This is a genomic window from Pseudomonas sp. NPDC086566, from assembly GCF_050280885.1.
GTDB classification, from domain to species: domain Bacteria; phylum Pseudomonadota; class Gammaproteobacteria; order Pseudomonadales; family Pseudomonadaceae; genus Aquipseudomonas; species Aquipseudomonas vlassakiae.
Map to the genome: position 1 here is coordinate 1 of NZ_JBNNWD010000006.1, position 16,386 is coordinate 16,386.

15 protein-coding genes are annotated in these 16,386 nt (G+C 62.9%); 5 read left to right on the plus strand and 10 right to left on the minus strand.

What is annotated here, in order from left to right; genetic code table 11:
• Window positions 1-346: 346 nt before the first annotated feature.
• Window positions 347-1,228, plus strand: a complete 882-nt coding sequence (locus ACQKPS_RS14855) for a formate/nitrite transporter family protein (protein ID WP_283725210.1) — start codon at window positions 347-349, stop codon at window positions 1,226-1,228.
• A 2-nt stretch (window positions 1,229-1,230) separates the two neighbouring features.
• Here ACQKPS_RS14855 and ACQKPS_RS14860 read toward each other — a convergent pair whose 3' ends face one another.
• Window positions 1,231-2,325, minus strand: coding sequence for an MBL fold metallo-hydrolase (locus ACQKPS_RS14860; protein WP_254481135.1), 1,095 nt, complete (start codon window positions 2,323-2,325; stop codon window positions 1,231-1,233).
• A gap of 130 nt (window positions 2,326-2,455) precedes the next feature.
• Between ACQKPS_RS14860 and ACQKPS_RS14865 the strand changes: the two genes are divergently transcribed.
• Entirely contained in the window at window positions 2,456-3,529 is a 1,074-nt protein-coding gene (locus tag ACQKPS_RS14865) for a diguanylate cyclase (RefSeq protein ID WP_427604961.1), read from the plus strand.
• Between the two features lie 55 nt (window positions 3,530-3,584).
• Entirely contained in the window at window positions 3,585-6,155 is a 2,571-nt protein-coding gene (locus ACQKPS_RS14870; RefSeq protein WP_427604644.1) for a bifunctional diguanylate cyclase/phosphodiesterase, read from the plus strand.
• A gap of 8 nt (window positions 6,156-6,163) precedes the next feature.
• Here ACQKPS_RS14870 and ACQKPS_RS14875 read toward each other — a convergent pair whose 3' ends face one another.
• On the minus strand, window positions 6,164-6,484 hold the full coding sequence (locus tag ACQKPS_RS14875; protein WP_176507425.1) for a DUF2025 family protein: 321 nt from the start codon (window positions 6,482-6,484) through the stop codon (window positions 6,164-6,166).
• An 87-nt stretch (window positions 6,485-6,571) separates the two neighbouring features.
• Window positions 6,572-7,513 (minus strand): LysR family transcriptional regulator, encoded by a 942-nt coding sequence (locus tag ACQKPS_RS14880; RefSeq protein ID WP_283725207.1) that lies wholly within the window; start codon window positions 7,511-7,513, stop codon window positions 6,572-6,574.
• Window positions 7,514-7,625: 112 nt separating this feature from the next.
• Here ACQKPS_RS14880 and ACQKPS_RS14885 point away from each other — a divergent pair, with 112 nt between their 5' ends.
• Entirely contained in the window at window positions 7,626-8,384 is a 759-nt protein-coding gene (locus ACQKPS_RS14885) for an SDR family NAD(P)-dependent oxidoreductase (protein WP_254481138.1), read from the plus strand.
• A 38-nt stretch (window positions 8,385-8,422) separates the two neighbouring features.
• Here the strand turns inward: ACQKPS_RS14885 and ACQKPS_RS14890 are convergent, their stop codons facing one another.
• From ACQKPS_RS14890 to ACQKPS_RS14920, 7 genes are all read right to left on the minus strand, one after another.
• The gene (locus ACQKPS_RS14890) at window positions 8,423-9,292 is read right to left on the minus strand and encodes an efflux RND transporter periplasmic adaptor subunit (protein WP_427604648.1); all 870 of its coding nucleotides are present in this window, start codon (window positions 9,290-9,292) and stop codon (window positions 8,423-8,425) included.
• An 11-nt stretch (window positions 9,293-9,303) separates the two neighbouring features.
• Window positions 9,304-9,510, minus strand: coding sequence for a DUF1656 domain-containing protein (locus tag ACQKPS_RS14895; protein ID WP_254481140.1), 207 nt, complete (start codon window positions 9,508-9,510; stop codon window positions 9,304-9,306).
• Window positions 9,497-11,485: an FUSC family protein gene (locus tag ACQKPS_RS14900; protein WP_427604650.1), complete on the minus strand. Its 1,989-nt coding sequence runs from the start codon at window positions 11,483-11,485 to the stop codon at window positions 9,497-9,499. Before ACQKPS_RS14900 ends, ACQKPS_RS14895 begins: the two co-directional genes overlap by 14 nt.
• A gap of 167 nt (window positions 11,486-11,652) precedes the next feature.
• Window positions 11,653-11,769: a cytochrome c oxidase subunit CcoM gene (gene ccoM / locus ACQKPS_RS14905; RefSeq protein WP_054886936.1), complete on the minus strand. Its 117-nt coding sequence runs from the start codon at window positions 11,767-11,769 to the stop codon at window positions 11,653-11,655.
• Between the two features lie 135 nt (window positions 11,770-11,904).
• On the minus strand, window positions 11,905-12,066 hold the full coding sequence (locus tag ACQKPS_RS14910) for a hypothetical protein (protein WP_165837386.1): 162 nt from the start codon (window positions 12,064-12,066) through the stop codon (window positions 11,905-11,907).
• Window positions 12,067-12,133: 67 nt separating this feature from the next.
• Entirely contained in the window at window positions 12,134-12,463 is a 330-nt protein-coding gene (locus ACQKPS_RS14915) for an aspartate-semialdehyde dehydrogenase (protein ID WP_254481142.1), read from the minus strand.
• 106 nt (window positions 12,464-12,569) lie between these two features.
• A complete protein-coding gene (locus tag ACQKPS_RS14920) occupies window positions 12,570-13,262 on the minus strand; it encodes a M949_RS01915 family surface polysaccharide biosynthesis protein (RefSeq protein WP_283725202.1) in 693 nt (230 codons plus the stop codon).
• A gap of 131 nt (window positions 13,263-13,393) precedes the next feature.
• Between ACQKPS_RS14920 and rapA the strand changes: the two genes are divergently transcribed.
• Window positions 13,394-16,240 (plus strand): RNA polymerase-associated protein RapA, encoded by a 2,847-nt coding sequence (rapA, locus tag ACQKPS_RS14925; RefSeq protein WP_427604653.1) that lies wholly within the window; start codon window positions 13,394-13,396, stop codon window positions 16,238-16,240.
• Window positions 16,241-16,386 lie beyond the last annotated feature (146 nt).

Consider the following 16,386-nt stretch of genomic DNA (forward strand, 5'->3'; position numbering starts at 1 on the left):
ACTCACAAGCACCCACACGAATTGCTTGATTCGATTTGTTAAAGAGCGTTTGGTTAAGAGCTTTTCGTCTCAACCGAGGCGCGCATTCTACGCTTCCCTCATTTGCTGTCAAGCGTTTATTTTGAAGTTTTTTTTCGAAGTCGCTTTCTTTCAAAAGCCTTCAACTTCAACAACTTACGCCTGCCTCGTTGCGTTCAACGCTGCGAGGAGGCGAATAATACGCGCTTTGAAATCAGAGTCAACACCTTGATCTGAAAAAACTTTAGAGAGTCCTCTGCAGCGGCCTGGCAACTAAATGCATGCCGCACCGCTCTGTAGAGAATCCCACCCTTGGAGCGTAACGACCATGAGCGATGCGCAGAGCGAAAAGACCCCTGGCCTGTCGGCGGACGAAGAGAAGGAAGTCAGCCATAACCAGCCGCCGCGGGCTGCGGTATTGCACGAGATCATTCGATACCAGGGCGACCAGGAACTGGAGCGCACACTCGCTGCACTCTGGTGGTCTGCACTTGCCGCCGGCCTGACCATGGGCCTGTCACTGATGGCCATGGGGCTGTTCTACGCCCGGTTGCCCGACGGCGGCAGCGCCCAGGTCATCGCCAGCATTGGCTACAGCGCAGGCTTTCTTGCGGTGATCCTGGCACGCCAGCAACTGTTCACCGAAAACACCCTCACCGCCGTGCTGCCGGTCATGACCACGCCAAGCCTGGCCAACCTCGGGCGCTTGCTGCGACTGTGGAGCGTGGTGCTGCTCGGCAACCTCGCAGGCACCTTGCTGGTGGCCTGGGTAATGCTCGAACTGCCGATCTTCGACAGCAAGACCGACGTGGCCTTCCTCGAAGTCGGGCGCAAAGTCATGCAGAACGACATCAGCCAGATGTTCGCCAAAGGCATCGTTTCGGGCTGGATGATCGCCACCATGGTCTGGATGATCCCGTCCATGGAGCATGCCAAGATCTGGATCATCCTCATGATCACCTACCTGATGGCATTGGGCGACTTCACCCATATCGTCGTCGGCTCGGTGGAAGTTTCCTATCTGGTGTGGGCGGGCGACGAAACCTGGCGCAGCTTCTGGCTGGAATTCGCCTTGCCGACCCTGGCGGGCAATATCGTCGGCGGCAGTTTCATCTTTGCCCTGATCAGCCATGCTCAGGTGCGCAGCGACAGCGGCAAGCCGCCATCGCAGCTTTTAAAGGACGAAGAGCGGCGACAAGGCCGCAATTGAACTCAGCGCGCCGCCAATGCCCGTTCGACCGCCCTGCCCCTCTGATGCGCGGGGTGCGGCTGCCACCAGTTCTGGCCCTCATGGGGAGAGTCGATACTGACCCGTTCGCCCATCTGTGGCGTGCTCAGGCGCACCTGGGCCGCCGCTGCCAGGGCTACGATACGGTCGAACGGCTCCTGCCATCCGTGGATGGAAAGGTCGAAAGTGCCGTTATGGATCGGCAGCATCCAGCGCCCGCGCAGGTCAAGATGTGCCTGCAGACTCTGCTCTGGTTGCATGTGCACGTTGGGCCAGGCCACGTTGTAGGCACCGGTCTCGATCAATGTCAGGTCGAACGGCCCGAAGCGCTCGCCGATTTCGCCAAAGCCCTTGAAGTAACCGGTATCACCGCTGAAGAACACACGCGTCTGGTCGTCTATCAGCACCCAGGAGGCCCACAAGGTGCGGTTGCTGTCGAACAGGCCGCGCCCTGAAAAATGTTGCGCGGGCGTTGCGACGAAACGCACACCCTCGACTTCGGTTTCCTGCCACCAGTCCAGTTGCTCGACCTTTGCCGCAGGCACTCCCCATTCGATCAGCAAGTCACCCACCCCGAGCGGTGCCAGAAAGCGCTCGGCACGCAGCGCCAGTCGGCGTATCGCCTGCTCATCGAGATGGTCGAAATGGTCATGGGACAGAATCACCGCCGTCAGCGGCGGCAACTCATCCAGCCCCAGCGGTGGCGCATGAAAGCGCAGCGGCCCGGCCCATTGCACCGGCGAGGCGCGCTCGGCAAACACCGGGTCGGTAATGAAATAGCGACCACGCAGCTTGAGCAATACGGTGGAGTGCCCCAGGCGCCAGAGGCTGTGGTCCGGCGCATCGAGCACCTGCTGCCGGGTCATGGGCTGCACGCTGATCGGGGTGGCCGGCCGGGTTTCCGGCGGCTTGCGCAGAAACAGGTACTTGAGGCCGATGCGCAGCTTCTTCAGCACGCCATCCTGCGGCAGGCTGGCCTGGTTGTGAAAACGTCCGTCCCGCTGTGGCGCCGACCGGTCGCCAGGATTAGCCATGGGGGCCATGAGCAGCAACACTCCAAGCAAGAGGAAAGGCTTCATGTTACCCCACTGGGATCACATCAACCGTGAATTGGCTTGTAAGGTCATTTTTCGTCGATGAAACACTGTTCGACAATATTCACGTGAGTTATGCGATAAACGGCACCCCAGCAGAAGACCAAAGACCATGATGGACAATCGCAGCGGCAAGGGACTTTCTTTCGTCAAACGCATCTACCTGCCGCGCGTCATCGGCCTTGGGATCGGCCTGTTCAGCGTAGCCGCTGGCGTGGCACCGCTGGCGCCGCCAGCCTGGGTCTGGGCGCTGTTACTGTTAAACGGTCTGCTCTGGCCCCATGTTGCCTATCAATGGGCAACGCGTTCGGCAGCCCCTTACCAGGCCGAACAACGCAACCTGCTGCTGGACTCGCTTCTGGGGGGCTTCTGGACCGCGGCCATGCACTTCAACCCGCTGCCAACCGTGACCGTGCTGTCGATGATGACCATGAACAACGTGGCCGCAGGCGGCAAGCGCCTGATCGTTCGCGGGGTAATCGCGCAACTGACCGGCATGCTGCTGGGGAGCGCATTGCTGGGCACCGGGCTACAGCTGAACGCAACGGCGCTGCAGATCTACGCTTGCCTGCCAATGCTGACCCTCTACCCGTTGGCGCTGGGCTGGGTCTGCTACCGCCTGGCGATCAAGCTGGGGGAACACAAGCGTCGCCTCAGCGCCCTGAGCCTGACCGACAGCCTGACCGGCCTGCTTAATCATGGCGCCTGGAAAGACCTGCTGCTGCTCAGGTTCCAGGCCTGCCGGCAGCAACCGTCTGCTGCCGTGATCGCCCTCATCGACATCGATCACTTCAAGACCATCAACGACACCTTTGGCCATGTGGTCGGCGATTGCGTGCTGCGCCAGATGAGCGAGGCGCTCAAGCGCTCCCTTCGCGAATCCGACCAAGCCGGGCGTTACGGCGGCGATGAGTTCTGCGTGATCCTGCCCGACACCAGCGAGGCCCAGGCGTGCCAGGCCATGGAGCGTTTGCGTGAGCAAGTCGCCAGCTACCGCAACCCACAGCTGCCGCACCTGCGCATCAGCTTGAGCATCGGTCTGGCGGCTTTCCACGCCGACCTGGAGTCCGCCGAGCACTGGCTGGAGCAGGCCGACAAGGCACTGTACTGCGCCAAGCGCCGCGGGCGCGACCAGATCAATTTCGCCCAAGACGAGGCCACCGCGCTCAGGCTGGCCTATCCTGACTGAGCCTCCTTGCTGATTGCCCGGCTGGGAGTTGCAGTCAACAAGGAGTCGTTTGCGCATGGCCAGGACCGCCAGCCCTCTCCCTCACCTTCACGTCCGTCGTCTGATCGGCTTTTTCTGCGTGGTGTTCGGCGTCGTCTGCCTGATCACCCTCGGCGCACTGTTCAACATCGCGTCCACCCTCGACCAGCAAGAAAAACAACGCAGCGCCTTCCATGCCACCCAGGCGCTGGAACAACGCCTGCTGGCCTCACGGCAGTTTCTGTCCAGCTACGCCGTGTGGGATGCTGCCTTCGAGCACCTGGCAGGCAAGGTCGACTGGCAGTGGGCCTATGAAGAGAAGAACGTCGGCGAATCGCTATACAGCGCCAGCGGCTACGAAGGTGTGTTCGTGGTCGATGACCAGCACACCACCTACGCATTGTTCAAAGGTGCGCCTGCCGAGGCGCCTGCAGGCAGTTTCATCGATGCGCCCCTGACCGAAATCATCGCGGCCGCACGCGCAGCCGCCAGCGCTCGCGGGCAGGTCAACCGTTTCGTCCTGTTCAATAACTGGCCGGCAGTCCTCAGCGCTGCCGCCGTGCGCCCGGACAAGGAGGTCACCACAGCAGAGGTGAGCCAGGCACCGGTCATGCTGTTCATCGACCAGCTGACCGAAGCCAAGCTCGCGCGCCTGGGCGAAGTGGCTGGCCTTGCACATATGCATATAGAAAAGAACGAGGAGCCCGAGCCCGGTCGCCAGCAGATTGCCTTGGGCGACACCGGTTATCGCCTGGGCTGGACCAGCCCGATGCCCGGTCGCCAGCTGCTCTGGGCCGTACTGCCGCCCTTGCTCTGCGCGCTGCTGATACTGGGCTTGGTGTTGCTCTACCTGTTTCGTCTGGCGTTGCGCAACGCCCGTGTCATCGACCTCAGCCTGCAGCACCTGCATACGAGCAATCAGGCTCTGGAGGCCAGTGAGCAACGTTTTCGCGCAGTCGCCGAGGCCAGCTCCGACTGGATCTGGGAAACCGACCGACAGCAACGGCTCACCTACCTTTCCCAGCGCTTCGTCAGTGTTACCGGCGACCCGGTCGAGGCATGGCTTGGCCAACCACTCAATCAACTGCTCAGCTGTGAAACCACGCCGTTGTCGGCCTGGCTCGACGGGCAGATCGAGACCGACTCGGAACAACCGGCCAACCTGCGTTGCGCCTACCCCGACCACAACGGCCTGAACCGCTATTGCCGCATATCAGCACGGGCAATCCAGCTCGACGGCAAGCTCGTCGGCTTTCGCGGTACGGCCAGCGATATCACCGACGAAGTCGAGGCCCATGCGCGCATACAGCACCTGTCCTTGCACGACCCACTGACCGGCCTTGCCAATCGCAACAAGCTGGCCAGGCACCTGGAACAGGCCCTGTTGCGCGGCAGCGACTCACCGCCGCTGACCTTGCTGCTGCTCGACCTGGACAACTTCAAGCCGATCAACGACTCCCTCGGCCATACCGCGGGTGATGCCGTGCTGCAGGAAGTGGCCGCACGCCTGCGCGACACCACACGCGACGTGGACCTGGTGGCGCGGCTGGGCGGCGATGAGTTCGTCCTGGTCCTCCAAGGCTTGGATAACCGCAGCGAAATCGACCGCCTCTGCCGGCGCCTGATCGAACTGCTGCAGCAACCCATTGCGTTTGAAAACCAGCAACTGGACATTGGTGTCAGCATCGGCATTGCCCAGACGCGCGACCCGGGCTTCGATGCCGGCGAGCTGATCCGCTGCGCCGATATCGCCCTGTACCAGGCCAAGGTCGACGGCAAGGGCACCTGGCGCTACTTCGCTGCCGCGATGAACCAGCAGATCCAGTACCGCCGCCAGCTGGAAAACGACTTACGCCGCGCCCTGAAGAACAACGAGCTCGTCCTTCACTACCAGCCACGCTATCGCCTGAGCGATTTGCGTATCGTCTCGGTCGAAGCCTTGCTGCGCTGGCAGCACCCGCAGGAAGGCTTGCTCGCGCCGGACAACTTCATCCCGTTGGCCGAGCAAAGCGGCCTGATCGTTGCCCTCGGCCGCTGGGTGCTGAGCGAGGCCTGTCGCAGCGCCCGCGACTGGCCCGCCCCTCTGCTGGTTTCAGTCAACCTGTCACCTGCCCAATTCATGCGCAGTGACGTGGTCGCCGACATGCGCGACATCCTCTTGCAAACCGGCTTCCCTGCCCAGCGGCTGGAATTGGAGATTACCGAGAACGTGATGCTCAACAACATCGAAGGCGCCCTGGGCACCATGCTCGCGCTCAAGGAGCTGGGCGTACGGCTGAACATGGATGATTTCGGCACTGGCTATTCCTCACTGGGCTACCTGCGGACCTACCCGTTCGACAGCATCAAGATCGACAAGCGTTTCATCGCCGGCCTGGCCAACGACACGGGAAGCGACCGCGCCGTTGTACAGGCAATCATCAACCTGGGCGAGGCGATGGGGCTGACGGTGACGGCCGAGGGCGTGGAGACCGAGCAACAATTGCTGGCACTGCAGAACGACCGCTGCCATGAAGTGCAGGGCTACTACCTGAGCCGGCCTCTGGACAAGGCCGGCTTCGAGCAATTGTTGCAACACAAGCCTGGCTGGACCGCAAACGCCTCTTGAGCCGCGGCTCAGCGCAGCGAGCGCTCAGCCACGATTTCCGGAAGGTCACTGCGCCGCAGGTAGATGCGCAACGGCTCACCAATGTTCAGCCGGTCGTCCACATGCTGCTCCAGCAACAGTGCCAGACGCTCCCGGCACAGCGCCATGCGCGCATCCTGTTGCGGCCGCCAGACGAACTCGCTGCAGGGTGTGATGCTGTCATCCGCCACGTCCATGCCGAACGCGTCCTCGGAAAACCGCACGATATGGACACCGCGCTTGCGATGAAAACCGACAAAGCCATTGAGCTGGTCGGCAGCACTGCAGATGTCTTGGGAAGTGATGGCCATGACGTAACCTCGCAAATGAACGGAAGTGACGCACGCCAGGCAGGCAGCGGTCGCCTCTGATGAGCGACGCGCAGTGGGCAGCCTAGCTCATGTGCTCATCGTTGTGCCAAGGTTTTCGCTGCCCGGCAGTGGGTCGACCTGCGACGCCAGCAGGCCGCCCAGCCAGCTCATGAAGGCCTGGACCCGGCGTGGTACATGGCGTTGCCGCGCATACAGCAAGGACACCGGCATGGCCTGTGCCTGCCAGGCTTGCATGACCTCCACCAATTCGCCGCTTGCCAGGTGATGCGCGACACCCACTGCCGGCACCTGGATCAAGCCAAGGCCCGCCAGGCATGCCGCCGAATAGGCCTCGGCGTTATTGACCGTGACCGCGCCGCCCATGGGCTGAAAGCACACCTGGCCATCCTGCACATATTCAAAACCGGCACTGCGCGCACCCAGGTTGCGCACATAGTGAACCAGGCGGTGCCCGGCTAGGTCTTCCAGGCACTGCGGCACCCCAAATCGGGCAAGGTAGGCGGGGCTGGCGCAATTACGCATGCTCAACTGGCCGACAGGCCGCGCCACGACATCCAAGTCGTTCAGCGCACCGATGCGCATCACACAATCGAACCCTTCACGCAGCAGGTCAACCTGTCGATCGGTGCAACTGATCTCCACCTCCAGCCTGGGAAACCGTGACAGGAATTGCGGCAAAGCCGGAATGATCACACGCCGGGCCATCATGGTCGGCATGTCGATCCGCAGGCAGCCTGCCAGCTCCGCATCATCGGCACGGAACAGGCTCTCGATCTCATCCATGCCCGACAGCAGATCCTTGCTGCGCTCATAAAGCAGAACACCGTCCTGGGTCACCTGGACGCGCCGTGTGGTGCGGTTGAACAGGCGCGTGCCGAGTAATTGTTCAAGCGCCCTGACCTGCTCCGATACCGTCGAGCGTGGCAGGGCCAGGCTGTCTGCCGCCAGAGTGAAACTGTTCAACTCGCTGACCCGAATGAACGTGCGCAGCAGCTCCAGCTTGTTCATCTTCACCCCGACTGTTCGAAATACACGAACAGTATTTCCGATTCTGCTGGATTTAACAGCCGCGAAGCGATCAATAACCTGTCCCTCATCCACCACCCAAGAGGGATACGACATGACTCGCAAGATCGCGCTGATCACTGGCGCCAGCCGTGGCCTGGGCCGCAATGCCGCCGAGCATCTGGCTGCACGCGGTATCGACATCATCGGCACCTATCACAGCAAGGCTGACGAGGCCCAGCAGGTGGCCAAGGCCCTCGAAGCGGCTGGCGCCAAGGCTGCCATGCTGCAACTGGACGTCGGCGACTGCAGCAGCTTCGCCAGCTTTGCCGAACGCCTGGGCACGACCTTGCAGCAACGCTTCGGCCGTGAGCGCTTAGATTTCCTGGTGAACAACGCCGGTATCGGCCTGAACGTGCCGTTCAGCGAAACCACCGAGGCACAGTTCGACCAGTTGCTGAACATTCAGCTCAAGGGGCCGTTCTTCCTCACCCAACGGCTGCTGCCGTTGCTGGTCGATGGCGGGCGTATCGTCAACGTGTCGTCCGGACTTGCGCGTTTTGCATTGCCCGGGTATGCCGCCTATGCGGCCATGAAGGGGGCGATGGAGGTATTGACCCGGTATCAGGCCAAGGAACTCGGCGCACGGGGCATACGGGTCAATATCCTCGCGCCGGGGGCGATCGAGACTGATTTTGGTGGCGGTGTCGTGCGCGACAACCAGCAGGTCAATGATTTCATTGCCGGCAATACTGCGCTGGGGCGGGTCGGGTTACCGGACGATATCGGCGCTGCCATTGCGCTGCTGCTGGAAGAAGGCAATGGCTGGATTACCGGGCAGCGGCTGGAAGTGTCGGGTGGGATGTTCCTTTAAGGCCGCGGAAACGGGGCCTCTTTACGGCCCCTAGGGCTTCACTGTTGCGCCTGATGCTCATGCACCTGCACGCTCGCGGTCATCCCCGCGCTCAGGTGCACGCCCTCAGGAATCTCATCCAGCCTGATCCTTACCGGTATGCGCTGCGCCAGCCGCACCCAGTTGAAGGTCGGTTCCACCACCGGCAGCAGCTGGCTGTCCGGGTTGCTGTTGCTGTCGGTGATACCACGGCTGATGCTTTCCACATGGCCCTGCATCGCATTGCCTGCGCCCATCAGCCAGACCTTGACCTCGTCGCCAACCCGAATGCGCGGCAACTTGGTCTCCTCGAAATAGGCCTGGATGTAGAACGTCGAATCATCCACCAGGGCCATCACCGATTGGCCAGTATTGACGTAGTTGCCCTCGGCCAGGCGCAGGTTGGTGATATGCCCGCTACGCGGCGCCCGCACTTCGCTGCGCGCCAGGTTGATCTTCGCCACCTGCAACTGGGCTTCGGCCTCGTGCAGTTCACCACGGGCTATGGCGGCGTTGATCTGGGCGTTTTCGCGCAGCTCGGCACTGATCGCCTCCGGGCCCAAGGCCGTGCGTCGTGCCGCTTCACGTTCGCGCAGGTGCAACTGCTGGGCGCGGGTTTCAGCCACCGCGCTGGCCTGGTCGAACGCGGCCTGGAAACGCTCGCGATCAATGCTCATCAACAGGTCGCCCGCATTGACCTGCTGGTTGTCTTGCACCTTGAGATCACGCACCCATCCAGATACGTCCGGGGCGATCACCACCACATCGGCGCGCACCCTGGCATCACGCGTCCACGGCGTGAGCATGTAGTACTGCCAGAGCTTGAAACCGGCCAGAACAGCAATAGCGACCACGCACAAGGTCACCAGGATACGGACGACAGCACGCATCGAATCACTCCTTACAAAGGCCCCAGCAGGCGAACTACCAGGAACAGCAGACAAACGAACAGCGCCGCATCGAACAGCGCTTCATGCCAGATCCAGCGCCCCAACGGTGTGGCCTGCACCAGCAGGCGCAGCACGCCGGTCAGCGCCAGCGCCATCAACACATAAATCAGGAAAGGGCTGAGCAGCACACCGCCCAGCTCCCACTCACGCAAGCCCATGGTCATCCTCCTGCGCACGGCACCATTTCCCCCAGCTCTTCTGCAACTGCAGCACCGCGCCTTGGGCAAGGCGCAATGGGTCACTGGCCGGCGCCCGCTGCAAGGCCGCGATGAACTGCTCGCTGGCCCCATCCAGGCGCTGCTCGCGGCCAACCGCCGGGCCTTTGGCCAGTACCGCCTCGACCTGCTGCAGGTATTCACGCTCCGCAGCCCCCAACGGCACCTGGGCCACCGCCAGACACATGCGCAGATGCACCAGTTCGTCGCCGATATCCAGCCCATGCAAGCCGTCATCCCAACGCTTGCGCTCGGTGGCCGGCAATTCGCTGGCGTGCCGGGCCAATTGCATCAGGCGGTCGGCCATGCGCCCGCCAAACCAACTGTCGGCACCGCGCAGGTCGCGCCGGGTCAGGCGCACCAGGTCACTCTGGGTCGCGGCGCGCAGGCGCCGGCCAAGCCAGGCCGGGTGGCGGAACACCAGCAGGCGGAACGCCAACACGGCGGCGCCCACGCCCACCAACATGGCCAGGGCGCTGTTGAGCATGGTCGCCACCCCGAAGGTCATGGCATTGAGCGGCGAGACCAGCACGATGAAGTGCAGGCAATAAGAGGTCGCGGTGGCACCGGTACGTGGATGGGCCATACCCAGGGCACCAAAGAACAGCGGCACGCCCATGCTCAGGCAGAGCATGGCGAAGCTGCTCCACTGCGGCAGGATGATCTGCCCGACCAGGAAGGCCGTCGGGATCGCCAGGCAGATGCCGCGCAAGAAGCTCAGACCGATCTGTGCGCCATTCTCGCGGCTGGCGAACAGGCTGCAGACCACGCAGGTCAGCACCAGGCCGCCCGGCGCAGACGGCCAGGCAGTGGCCAGCCAGAAGCCGCTCATGACCAGAAAGGCCAGGGCACTGCGTGAGCCGAACAACAAAGCCAGCGACCAGTCGCGGTGCGCTGCCAGGCCCTGGGCGACATCCTTCGGCGCCCTGCCCGCCTCGACATCGTCCAAGGCCTGAGTAGCGGCCATGGCGAAGTCCAGCAACAAGGCCATGCGTGCCAGGCAGAAGTGCTCGGCAGAGCTGATCTGCTCGGCATGCGCGGCGTCCCAGATGCGCTGGCGCAACACAAGCAGGCTCGGCTGATCAGGTTTGACCAGCAGGGCACGCAGTTCTTCGAGCCAAGGACCGAGGTGCGCGGTTTCGCGCTCGTCCAGTTGTCGCCACTGCCGACGGACCGAACGTGAAATACGCAGCATCACCATGAGCTTCTGGCTCAACCCGCGAATGGCCTTGGCCCGCTGCCGCCCGCGCGGCCCCTCGAACCAGGCGTGCTCACGCTGGGTATCGATGGCGACAATACGCCCGAGGCTGTCCAGCAACCCTTTGCGCGCTTCATCCTCGCCGCCGAGCATGGCACTTGCCGCCTGCAAGCCATTCTGCCAGGCCTGACGGGCCTGCCCGGCGAGCTGCTGTTCGACCCGCATGGGCCAGATCAGCGCGCTGCTGGCCGTTGCGCAGAAAATCCCCAGGCAGATTTCAGTGCAACGTGCCACCGCCTGGTCGAACACCTGCAAGGGATGACTGATGGCGGGCAAGGCGATGATGGCGGCGGTATAGCCGGCCAGCACGAACGCATAGGCCCAGGCACTGCGCAACTGCGTGGAAGCCGCCGTGCACAGGGCCAGCCATAACGCCAGGGTGATCAGGAACAGCCAGGGGGCCTGGGCGAACAGGCCGATGAACACCACCGACATCACCGTGCCGACCAAGGTACCCGCCAGCCGCGCCAGGCCCTTCTGCACCACCATCCCGGACAACGGCTGGGCGACGATGAACGCGGTCATCAATGCCCATGACGGTTGCTCCAGCCCCCAGCGCATGGCCAGCCACAGTGCCAGGCCAGCACCTAGCAGGGTCTTGATGGCGAACTTGATGGCAAGGCTGCTGGGTGCGAAAAGGGCCTGGAAGGTGATGGGCACGTAACCGACCTTGTAAGGATGTATTGATAAACGATAGACAACGTAGCGAAGGATACTCACGAGCCGATTAATTAGCTAGCTAACAATATTGGGCGACAGAAACGCAGGCAAAAAAAAAGGCGACCGAAGTCGCCCTAAATGCCTTGCGTGCTCGTGGATCCGGAAGATCAGCGCGGCTTGCGCTTCTGTGCGTCCTTCCAGATGAAAATGCCCAGACCGGCAAAGAATGCAAACATCAACCCGACCGTTACCACGCCCGCGATAACCACATTGTCGAAGAACATGCTGGCCTCCCGATTCGTTTGCCGTTGTCCGATGGGTGCAAGGTAACGAATACGGGGGCGGGGAAAATTGATCAGGGTCAATGCTGCCCGGGACCGGGCACGCGAGGCGGGTGCAGGCTTGACCTGCGTCAAGTTTCAGCGCTTCTTGGGCTTGCCCTTGGGCTTCTTTTTCTTCGCGGTGGCAAGCGGCATGGCCTGCTCGAATGCCTGGCGCACCTCGTTCAGGCGTTTTTCCTTGAGGTCATGGATGCGCTTGGCGCGCTCGGCATCGAAGTCGATGAGGTTGTCTTGGCTCATGGGTGGGCTCGACGATCAACAGAGACTTGCATCATGAAGCCAGGCGCTGGCCGTGACCAGCCCCGCGTCAAACTTCGATATCGACCAGCAGGCCCTGGCGTGGGTTCTCACCCATCAGCGGCGCCACCGGCACGGTGTTGTCGGCGTTTACTTCGTCCCCCGGCAAGGCGCTGTACAGCTCCGCTTCGCCCTTGTTGTTGCGCCGCTGCTGGCGACGCTGCTCTTCGCGCAGCAACAGGACTTGCTCCTGCGGGTCGCGCTGCTGCTTCAGGTCGATGGCGCTTTCATCGGACGAAGGCTGCACCGGCACCACCGGCTTGATGTCGGGCGTCTGTTTCACCGGGTCCAGTTGCGAAGTCACCGGGGCAGCACTGAGCGGGATGATCGGCGGCAGCATGGAAATTCTCCTGTGCCCACTGTATCGGCCATCCGTTAGCCAGCTTGAGCGTCAAAGGTGAGGACGTGCGGCCACCACCGCCGCACCTTGCCAGTATAGACCGCCGTTATTCGGCTTCATCCTCAGGGTCGTCGTCGGCTGGCGGGCTGGCTTCGCTCCAGGGCCGCTTGTAGACCTGTTGCCAGACTGAATCCATATGCTCACGCAGCACCTGTGGCGCGCTCTTCAACGAAGCGCTGTCTTCACGCTCACCGCCAACCGGCTCTTCACCTGCCGGGGTGATCAGCGACTGGCCAGTGATGGTGTAGGCGTTCTGCCCTTCGCGCATCTCGATGGCGATGTCATGCGGGTCGATGCCGCCACCACAAAAGGCGTGGCTGGCCACGGTCACTTCGGCGACGCCGTCCTTGTTCAGGTCACTGACATCACTGACATCGGTATAGAAGTCGACATCCAGGTCCAGCCCCGGGCAGGTGGTTTCCTGCTCGATCTGCCAACGCGGCTTGAACGCGTCACCCTCGGCGGTGCGACCATACAGGGTGGCCTTGAGCACCACCTTGTCGACTTCCTGTTCGGACTCGGCATCGACTGCCTGGCCATCGCTGCGGCTAAGCACCAGCAGCCCTTCGCCGTCGCGATCGCGGAAGTGCACGCTCTTGATCGGCGTCTGCACGCCCAGCACTTCGAGCTGCTCGACCGGGATCGCAGGCAAGGTTTCGAAATTTTTCTGCTCACAGGCGGCCAGCAGCAAGCTGCCCATGGCCAGAGAAGTGTGCAACCAGCGGTGCTTGAGCGGCATATCGGTGCGTAGCCCTCGTCAGCAAGACGGTATTCTGCAATGAAACAGCTAGACTCATGGACTTCTGGTCTATGGTCCGCCCGGCCTATCCGTTAACATAGCCGGCTTTTCATCGCGGGAGTTCAGGCAGTATGGCGCAGCAGTATCAACCGGGGCAACGCTGGATCAGCGACAGTGAAGCGGAGCTTGGCCTTGGGACCATCCTGGCGCAGGATGGCCGCCTGTTGACCGTGCTCTACCCGGCCACTGGCGACACCCGCCAGTATTCCCTGCGCAATGCGCCGCTGACCCGCGTGCGTTTCTCTCCGGGTGACCAGATCACGCACTTCGAAGGCTGGAAGCTGACCGTCCGCGAGGTCGAGGACATCGACGGGCTGATGGTCTACCACGGCCTGGATGGCCAGAACCAGGCGCGCACCCTGCCGGAAACCCAACTGTCGAACTTCATCCAGTTCCGCCTGGCCAGCGACCGCCTGTTCGCCGGGCAGATCGACCCGCTGTCGTGGTTCAGCCTGCGCTACAACACCCTGCACCACACCAGCAAGCAGATGCAGTCGTCGCTTTGGGGCCTGGGCGGTTGCCGCGCGCAACCGATCGCCCACCAGCTGCACATCGCCCGCGAGGTCGCCGACCGCAGCGCCCCGCGCGTATTGCTGGCCGACGAAGTGGGCCTGGGCAAGACCATCGAAGCCGGCCTGGTGATTCACCGCCAGCTGCTGTCGGGCCGCGCCAGCCGCGTGCTGATCCTGGTCCCGGAAAACCTCCAGCACCAGTGGCTGGTGGAAATGCGCCGGCGCTTCAACCTGCAGGTCGCCCTGTTCGACGCCGAGCGCTTCATCGAAAGCGACGCCAGCAACCCGTTCGAGGATGCCCAGTTGGCGCTGGTCGCCCTGGAATGGCTGGTCGATGACGAAAAGGCACAGGACGCACTGTTCGCCGCAGGCTGGGACCTGATGGTGGTCGATGAGGCGCACCATCTGGTGTGGCACGAAGATCAAGTCAGCGCTGAGTACGGCCTTGTCGAGCAACTGGCGCAAGTCATCCCGGGCGTGCTGCTGCTGACAGCCACCCCGGAACAGCTCGGCCAGGACAGCCACTTCGCCCGCCTGCGCCTGCTCGACCCCAACCGCTTCCACGACCTCGCGGCATTCCGCGCCGAGAGTGAAAACTACCGCCCGGTGGCCGAAGCCGTGCAAGAGCTGCTTGAAGAAGGCCGCCTGTCACCCAAGGCCCATGCCACCATCCAGGGCTTCCTCGGCGCCGAAGGCGAAGCCTTGCTGGCTGCAGTCAACGATGGCGATACCCAGGCCAGTGCCCGCCTGATCCGCGAACTGCTCGACCGCCACGGCACCGGTCGCGTGCTGTTCCGCAACACCCGTGCGGCTGTCCAGGGCTTCCCCGAGCGCCAGCTGCACCCCTACCCACTGGCCAACCCCGCGCAATACCAGGACCTGCCCGCCGGCGAACACGCCGAGCTGTACCCGGAAGTAGCCTTCCAGGCCCAAGGTGAAGTCAGCGATGACGAACACTGGTGGCGCTTCGACCCACGGGTCGACTGGCTGATCGACACGCTAAAGATGCTCAAGCGCACCAAGGTCCTGGTGATCTGCGCCCACGCCGAAACCGCCATGGACCTGGAAGACGCCCTGCGCGTGCGCTCAGGTATCCCGGCCACAGTGTTCCATGAAGGCATGAGCATCCTCGAACGTGACCGCGCCGCGGCCTACTTCGCTGACGAAGAGTTCGGCGCCCAGGTGCTGATCTGCTCCGAGATCGGCAGTGAAGGCCGTAACTTCCAGTTCGCCCATCACCTGGTGATGTTCGACCTGCCAGCCCACCCGGACCTGCTCGAACAGCGTATCGGCCGCCTCGACCGGATCGGCCAGAAGCACACCATCGAGCTGCACATCCCGTACCTGCAGGACAGCCCGCAGGAGCGCCTGTTCCAGTGGTACCACGAAGGCCTGAACGCCTTCCTCAATACCTGCCCGACCGGCAACGCCCTGCAGCACCAGTTCGGCCCGCGTCTGCTGCCGATGCTGGAAGGCGGCGATGCCAAGGCCTGGACTGCGCTGGTCAGCGAGGCGCGCGCCGAGCGCGAGCGCCTGGAAGCAGAGCTGCACAGCGGCCGTGACCGCCTGCTGGAGCTCAACTCCGGTGGTGCCGGCGAAGGTCAGGCACTGGTCGAGGCGATCCTTGAGCAAGATGACCAGTTCGCCCTGCCGATCTACATGGAAACCCTGTTCGACGCCTTCGGCATCGACAGCGAAGACCATTCGGAAAACGCCCTCATCCTCAAACCCAGCGAAAAGATGCTCGACGCCAGCTTCCCGCTCGGCGACGACGAAGGCGTGACCATTACCTACGACCGCGCCCAGGCGCTGTCGCGCGAAGACATGCAGTTCCTGACCTGGGAGCACCCGATGGTGCAGGGCGGCATGGACCTGGTGCTGTCCGGCTCGATGGGCAACACGGCGGTCGCGCTGATCAAGAACAAGGCACTCAAGCCGGGCACCGTGCTGCTCGAACTGCTGTTCGTCAGCGAAGTGGTGGCGCCCCGCAGCCTGCAACTGGGCCGATACCTGCCGCCAGCAGCACTGCGCTGCCTGCTCGATGCCAACGGCAACGACCTGGCTTCGCGGGTGGCGTTCGAAACCCTCAACGACCAGCTCGAAAGCGTGCCACGGGCCAGCGCCAACAAGTTCGTCCAGGCCCAGCGTGACGTGCTGGCCAAGCGCATCAGCGGCGGTGAAGCCAAGGTCATGCCAGTGCACGTCGAGCGTGTGGCCGAAGCCCAGCGCCGCCTGGTCGCCGAAGCCGATGAAGAGCTGGCACGCCTGACTGCCCTGCAAGCCGTCAACCCGAGCGTGCGTGACAGCGAGATCGAAGCGCTGCGCAAGCAGCGTGAACAAGGCCTGGCGATGCTCGACAAGGCTGCGCTGCGCCTTGAAGCGATCCGTGTGCTGGTCGCCGGCTGATCGGCTTGCCATAGGACGGGGGGCGATTGCGCCCTCCCGTTCGTTATGCCCAATGGCTATCAACGCCAGAACCAAATCATTGAAGTCAAAGTGCCACTAGCCAGGAAGGTTCACCGAGCTGTTTCTATACTGCCCCAGAACAGTCT

Excerpts from the sequence above, each read along its gene's own strand:
- ACQKPS_RS14880 (WP_283725207.1), bottom strand. The coding sequence starts at position 7,513 with ATGAACAAGCTGGAGCTGCTGCGCACGTTCATTCGGGTCAGCGAGTTG.
- ACQKPS_RS14865 (WP_427604961.1), top strand. The coding sequence starts at position 2,456 with ATGGACAATCGCAGCGGCAAGGGACTTTCTTTCGTCAAACGCATCTAC.
- ccoM (WP_054886936.1), bottom strand. The coding sequence starts at position 11,769 with ATGTTCTTCGACAATGTGGTTATCGCGGGCGTGGTAACGGTCGGGTTG.
- ACQKPS_RS14875 (WP_176507425.1), bottom strand. The coding sequence starts at position 6,484 with ATGGCCATCACTTCCCAAGACATCTGCAGTGCTGCCGACCAGCTCAAT.
- ACQKPS_RS14920 (WP_283725202.1), bottom strand. The coding sequence starts at position 13,262 with ATGCCGCTCAAGCACCGCTGGTTGCACACTTCTCTGGCCATGGGCAGC.
- ACQKPS_RS14870 (WP_427604644.1), top strand. The coding sequence starts at position 3,585 with ATGGCCAGGACCGCCAGCCCTCTCCCTCACCTTCACGTCCGTCGTCTG.
- rapA (WP_427604653.1), top strand. The coding sequence starts at position 13,394 with ATGGCGCAGCAGTATCAACCGGGGCAACGCTGGATCAGCGACAGTGAA.
- ACQKPS_RS14915 (WP_254481142.1), bottom strand. The coding sequence starts at position 12,463 with ATGCTGCCGCCGATCATCCCGCTCAGTGCTGCCCCGGTGACTTCGCAA.
- ACQKPS_RS14895 (WP_254481140.1), bottom strand. The coding sequence starts at position 9,510 with ATGGGCTTGCGTGAGTGGGAGCTGGGCGGTGTGCTGCTCAGCCCTTTC.
- ACQKPS_RS14860 (WP_254481135.1), bottom strand. The coding sequence starts at position 2,325 with ATGAAGCCTTTCCTCTTGCTTGGAGTGTTGCTGCTCATGGCCCCCATG.
- ACQKPS_RS14855 (WP_283725210.1), top strand. The coding sequence starts at position 347 with ATGAGCGATGCGCAGAGCGAAAAGACCCCTGGCCTGTCGGCGGACGAA.
- ACQKPS_RS14890 (WP_427604648.1), bottom strand. The coding sequence starts at position 9,292 with ATGCGTGCTGTCGTCCGTATCCTGGTGACCTTGTGCGTGGTCGCTATT.
- ACQKPS_RS14885 (WP_254481138.1), top strand. The coding sequence starts at position 7,626 with ATGACTCGCAAGATCGCGCTGATCACTGGCGCCAGCCGTGGCCTGGGC.
- ACQKPS_RS14910 (WP_165837386.1), bottom strand. The coding sequence starts at position 12,066 with ATGAGCCAAGACAACCTCATCGACTTCGATGCCGAGCGCGCCAAGCGC.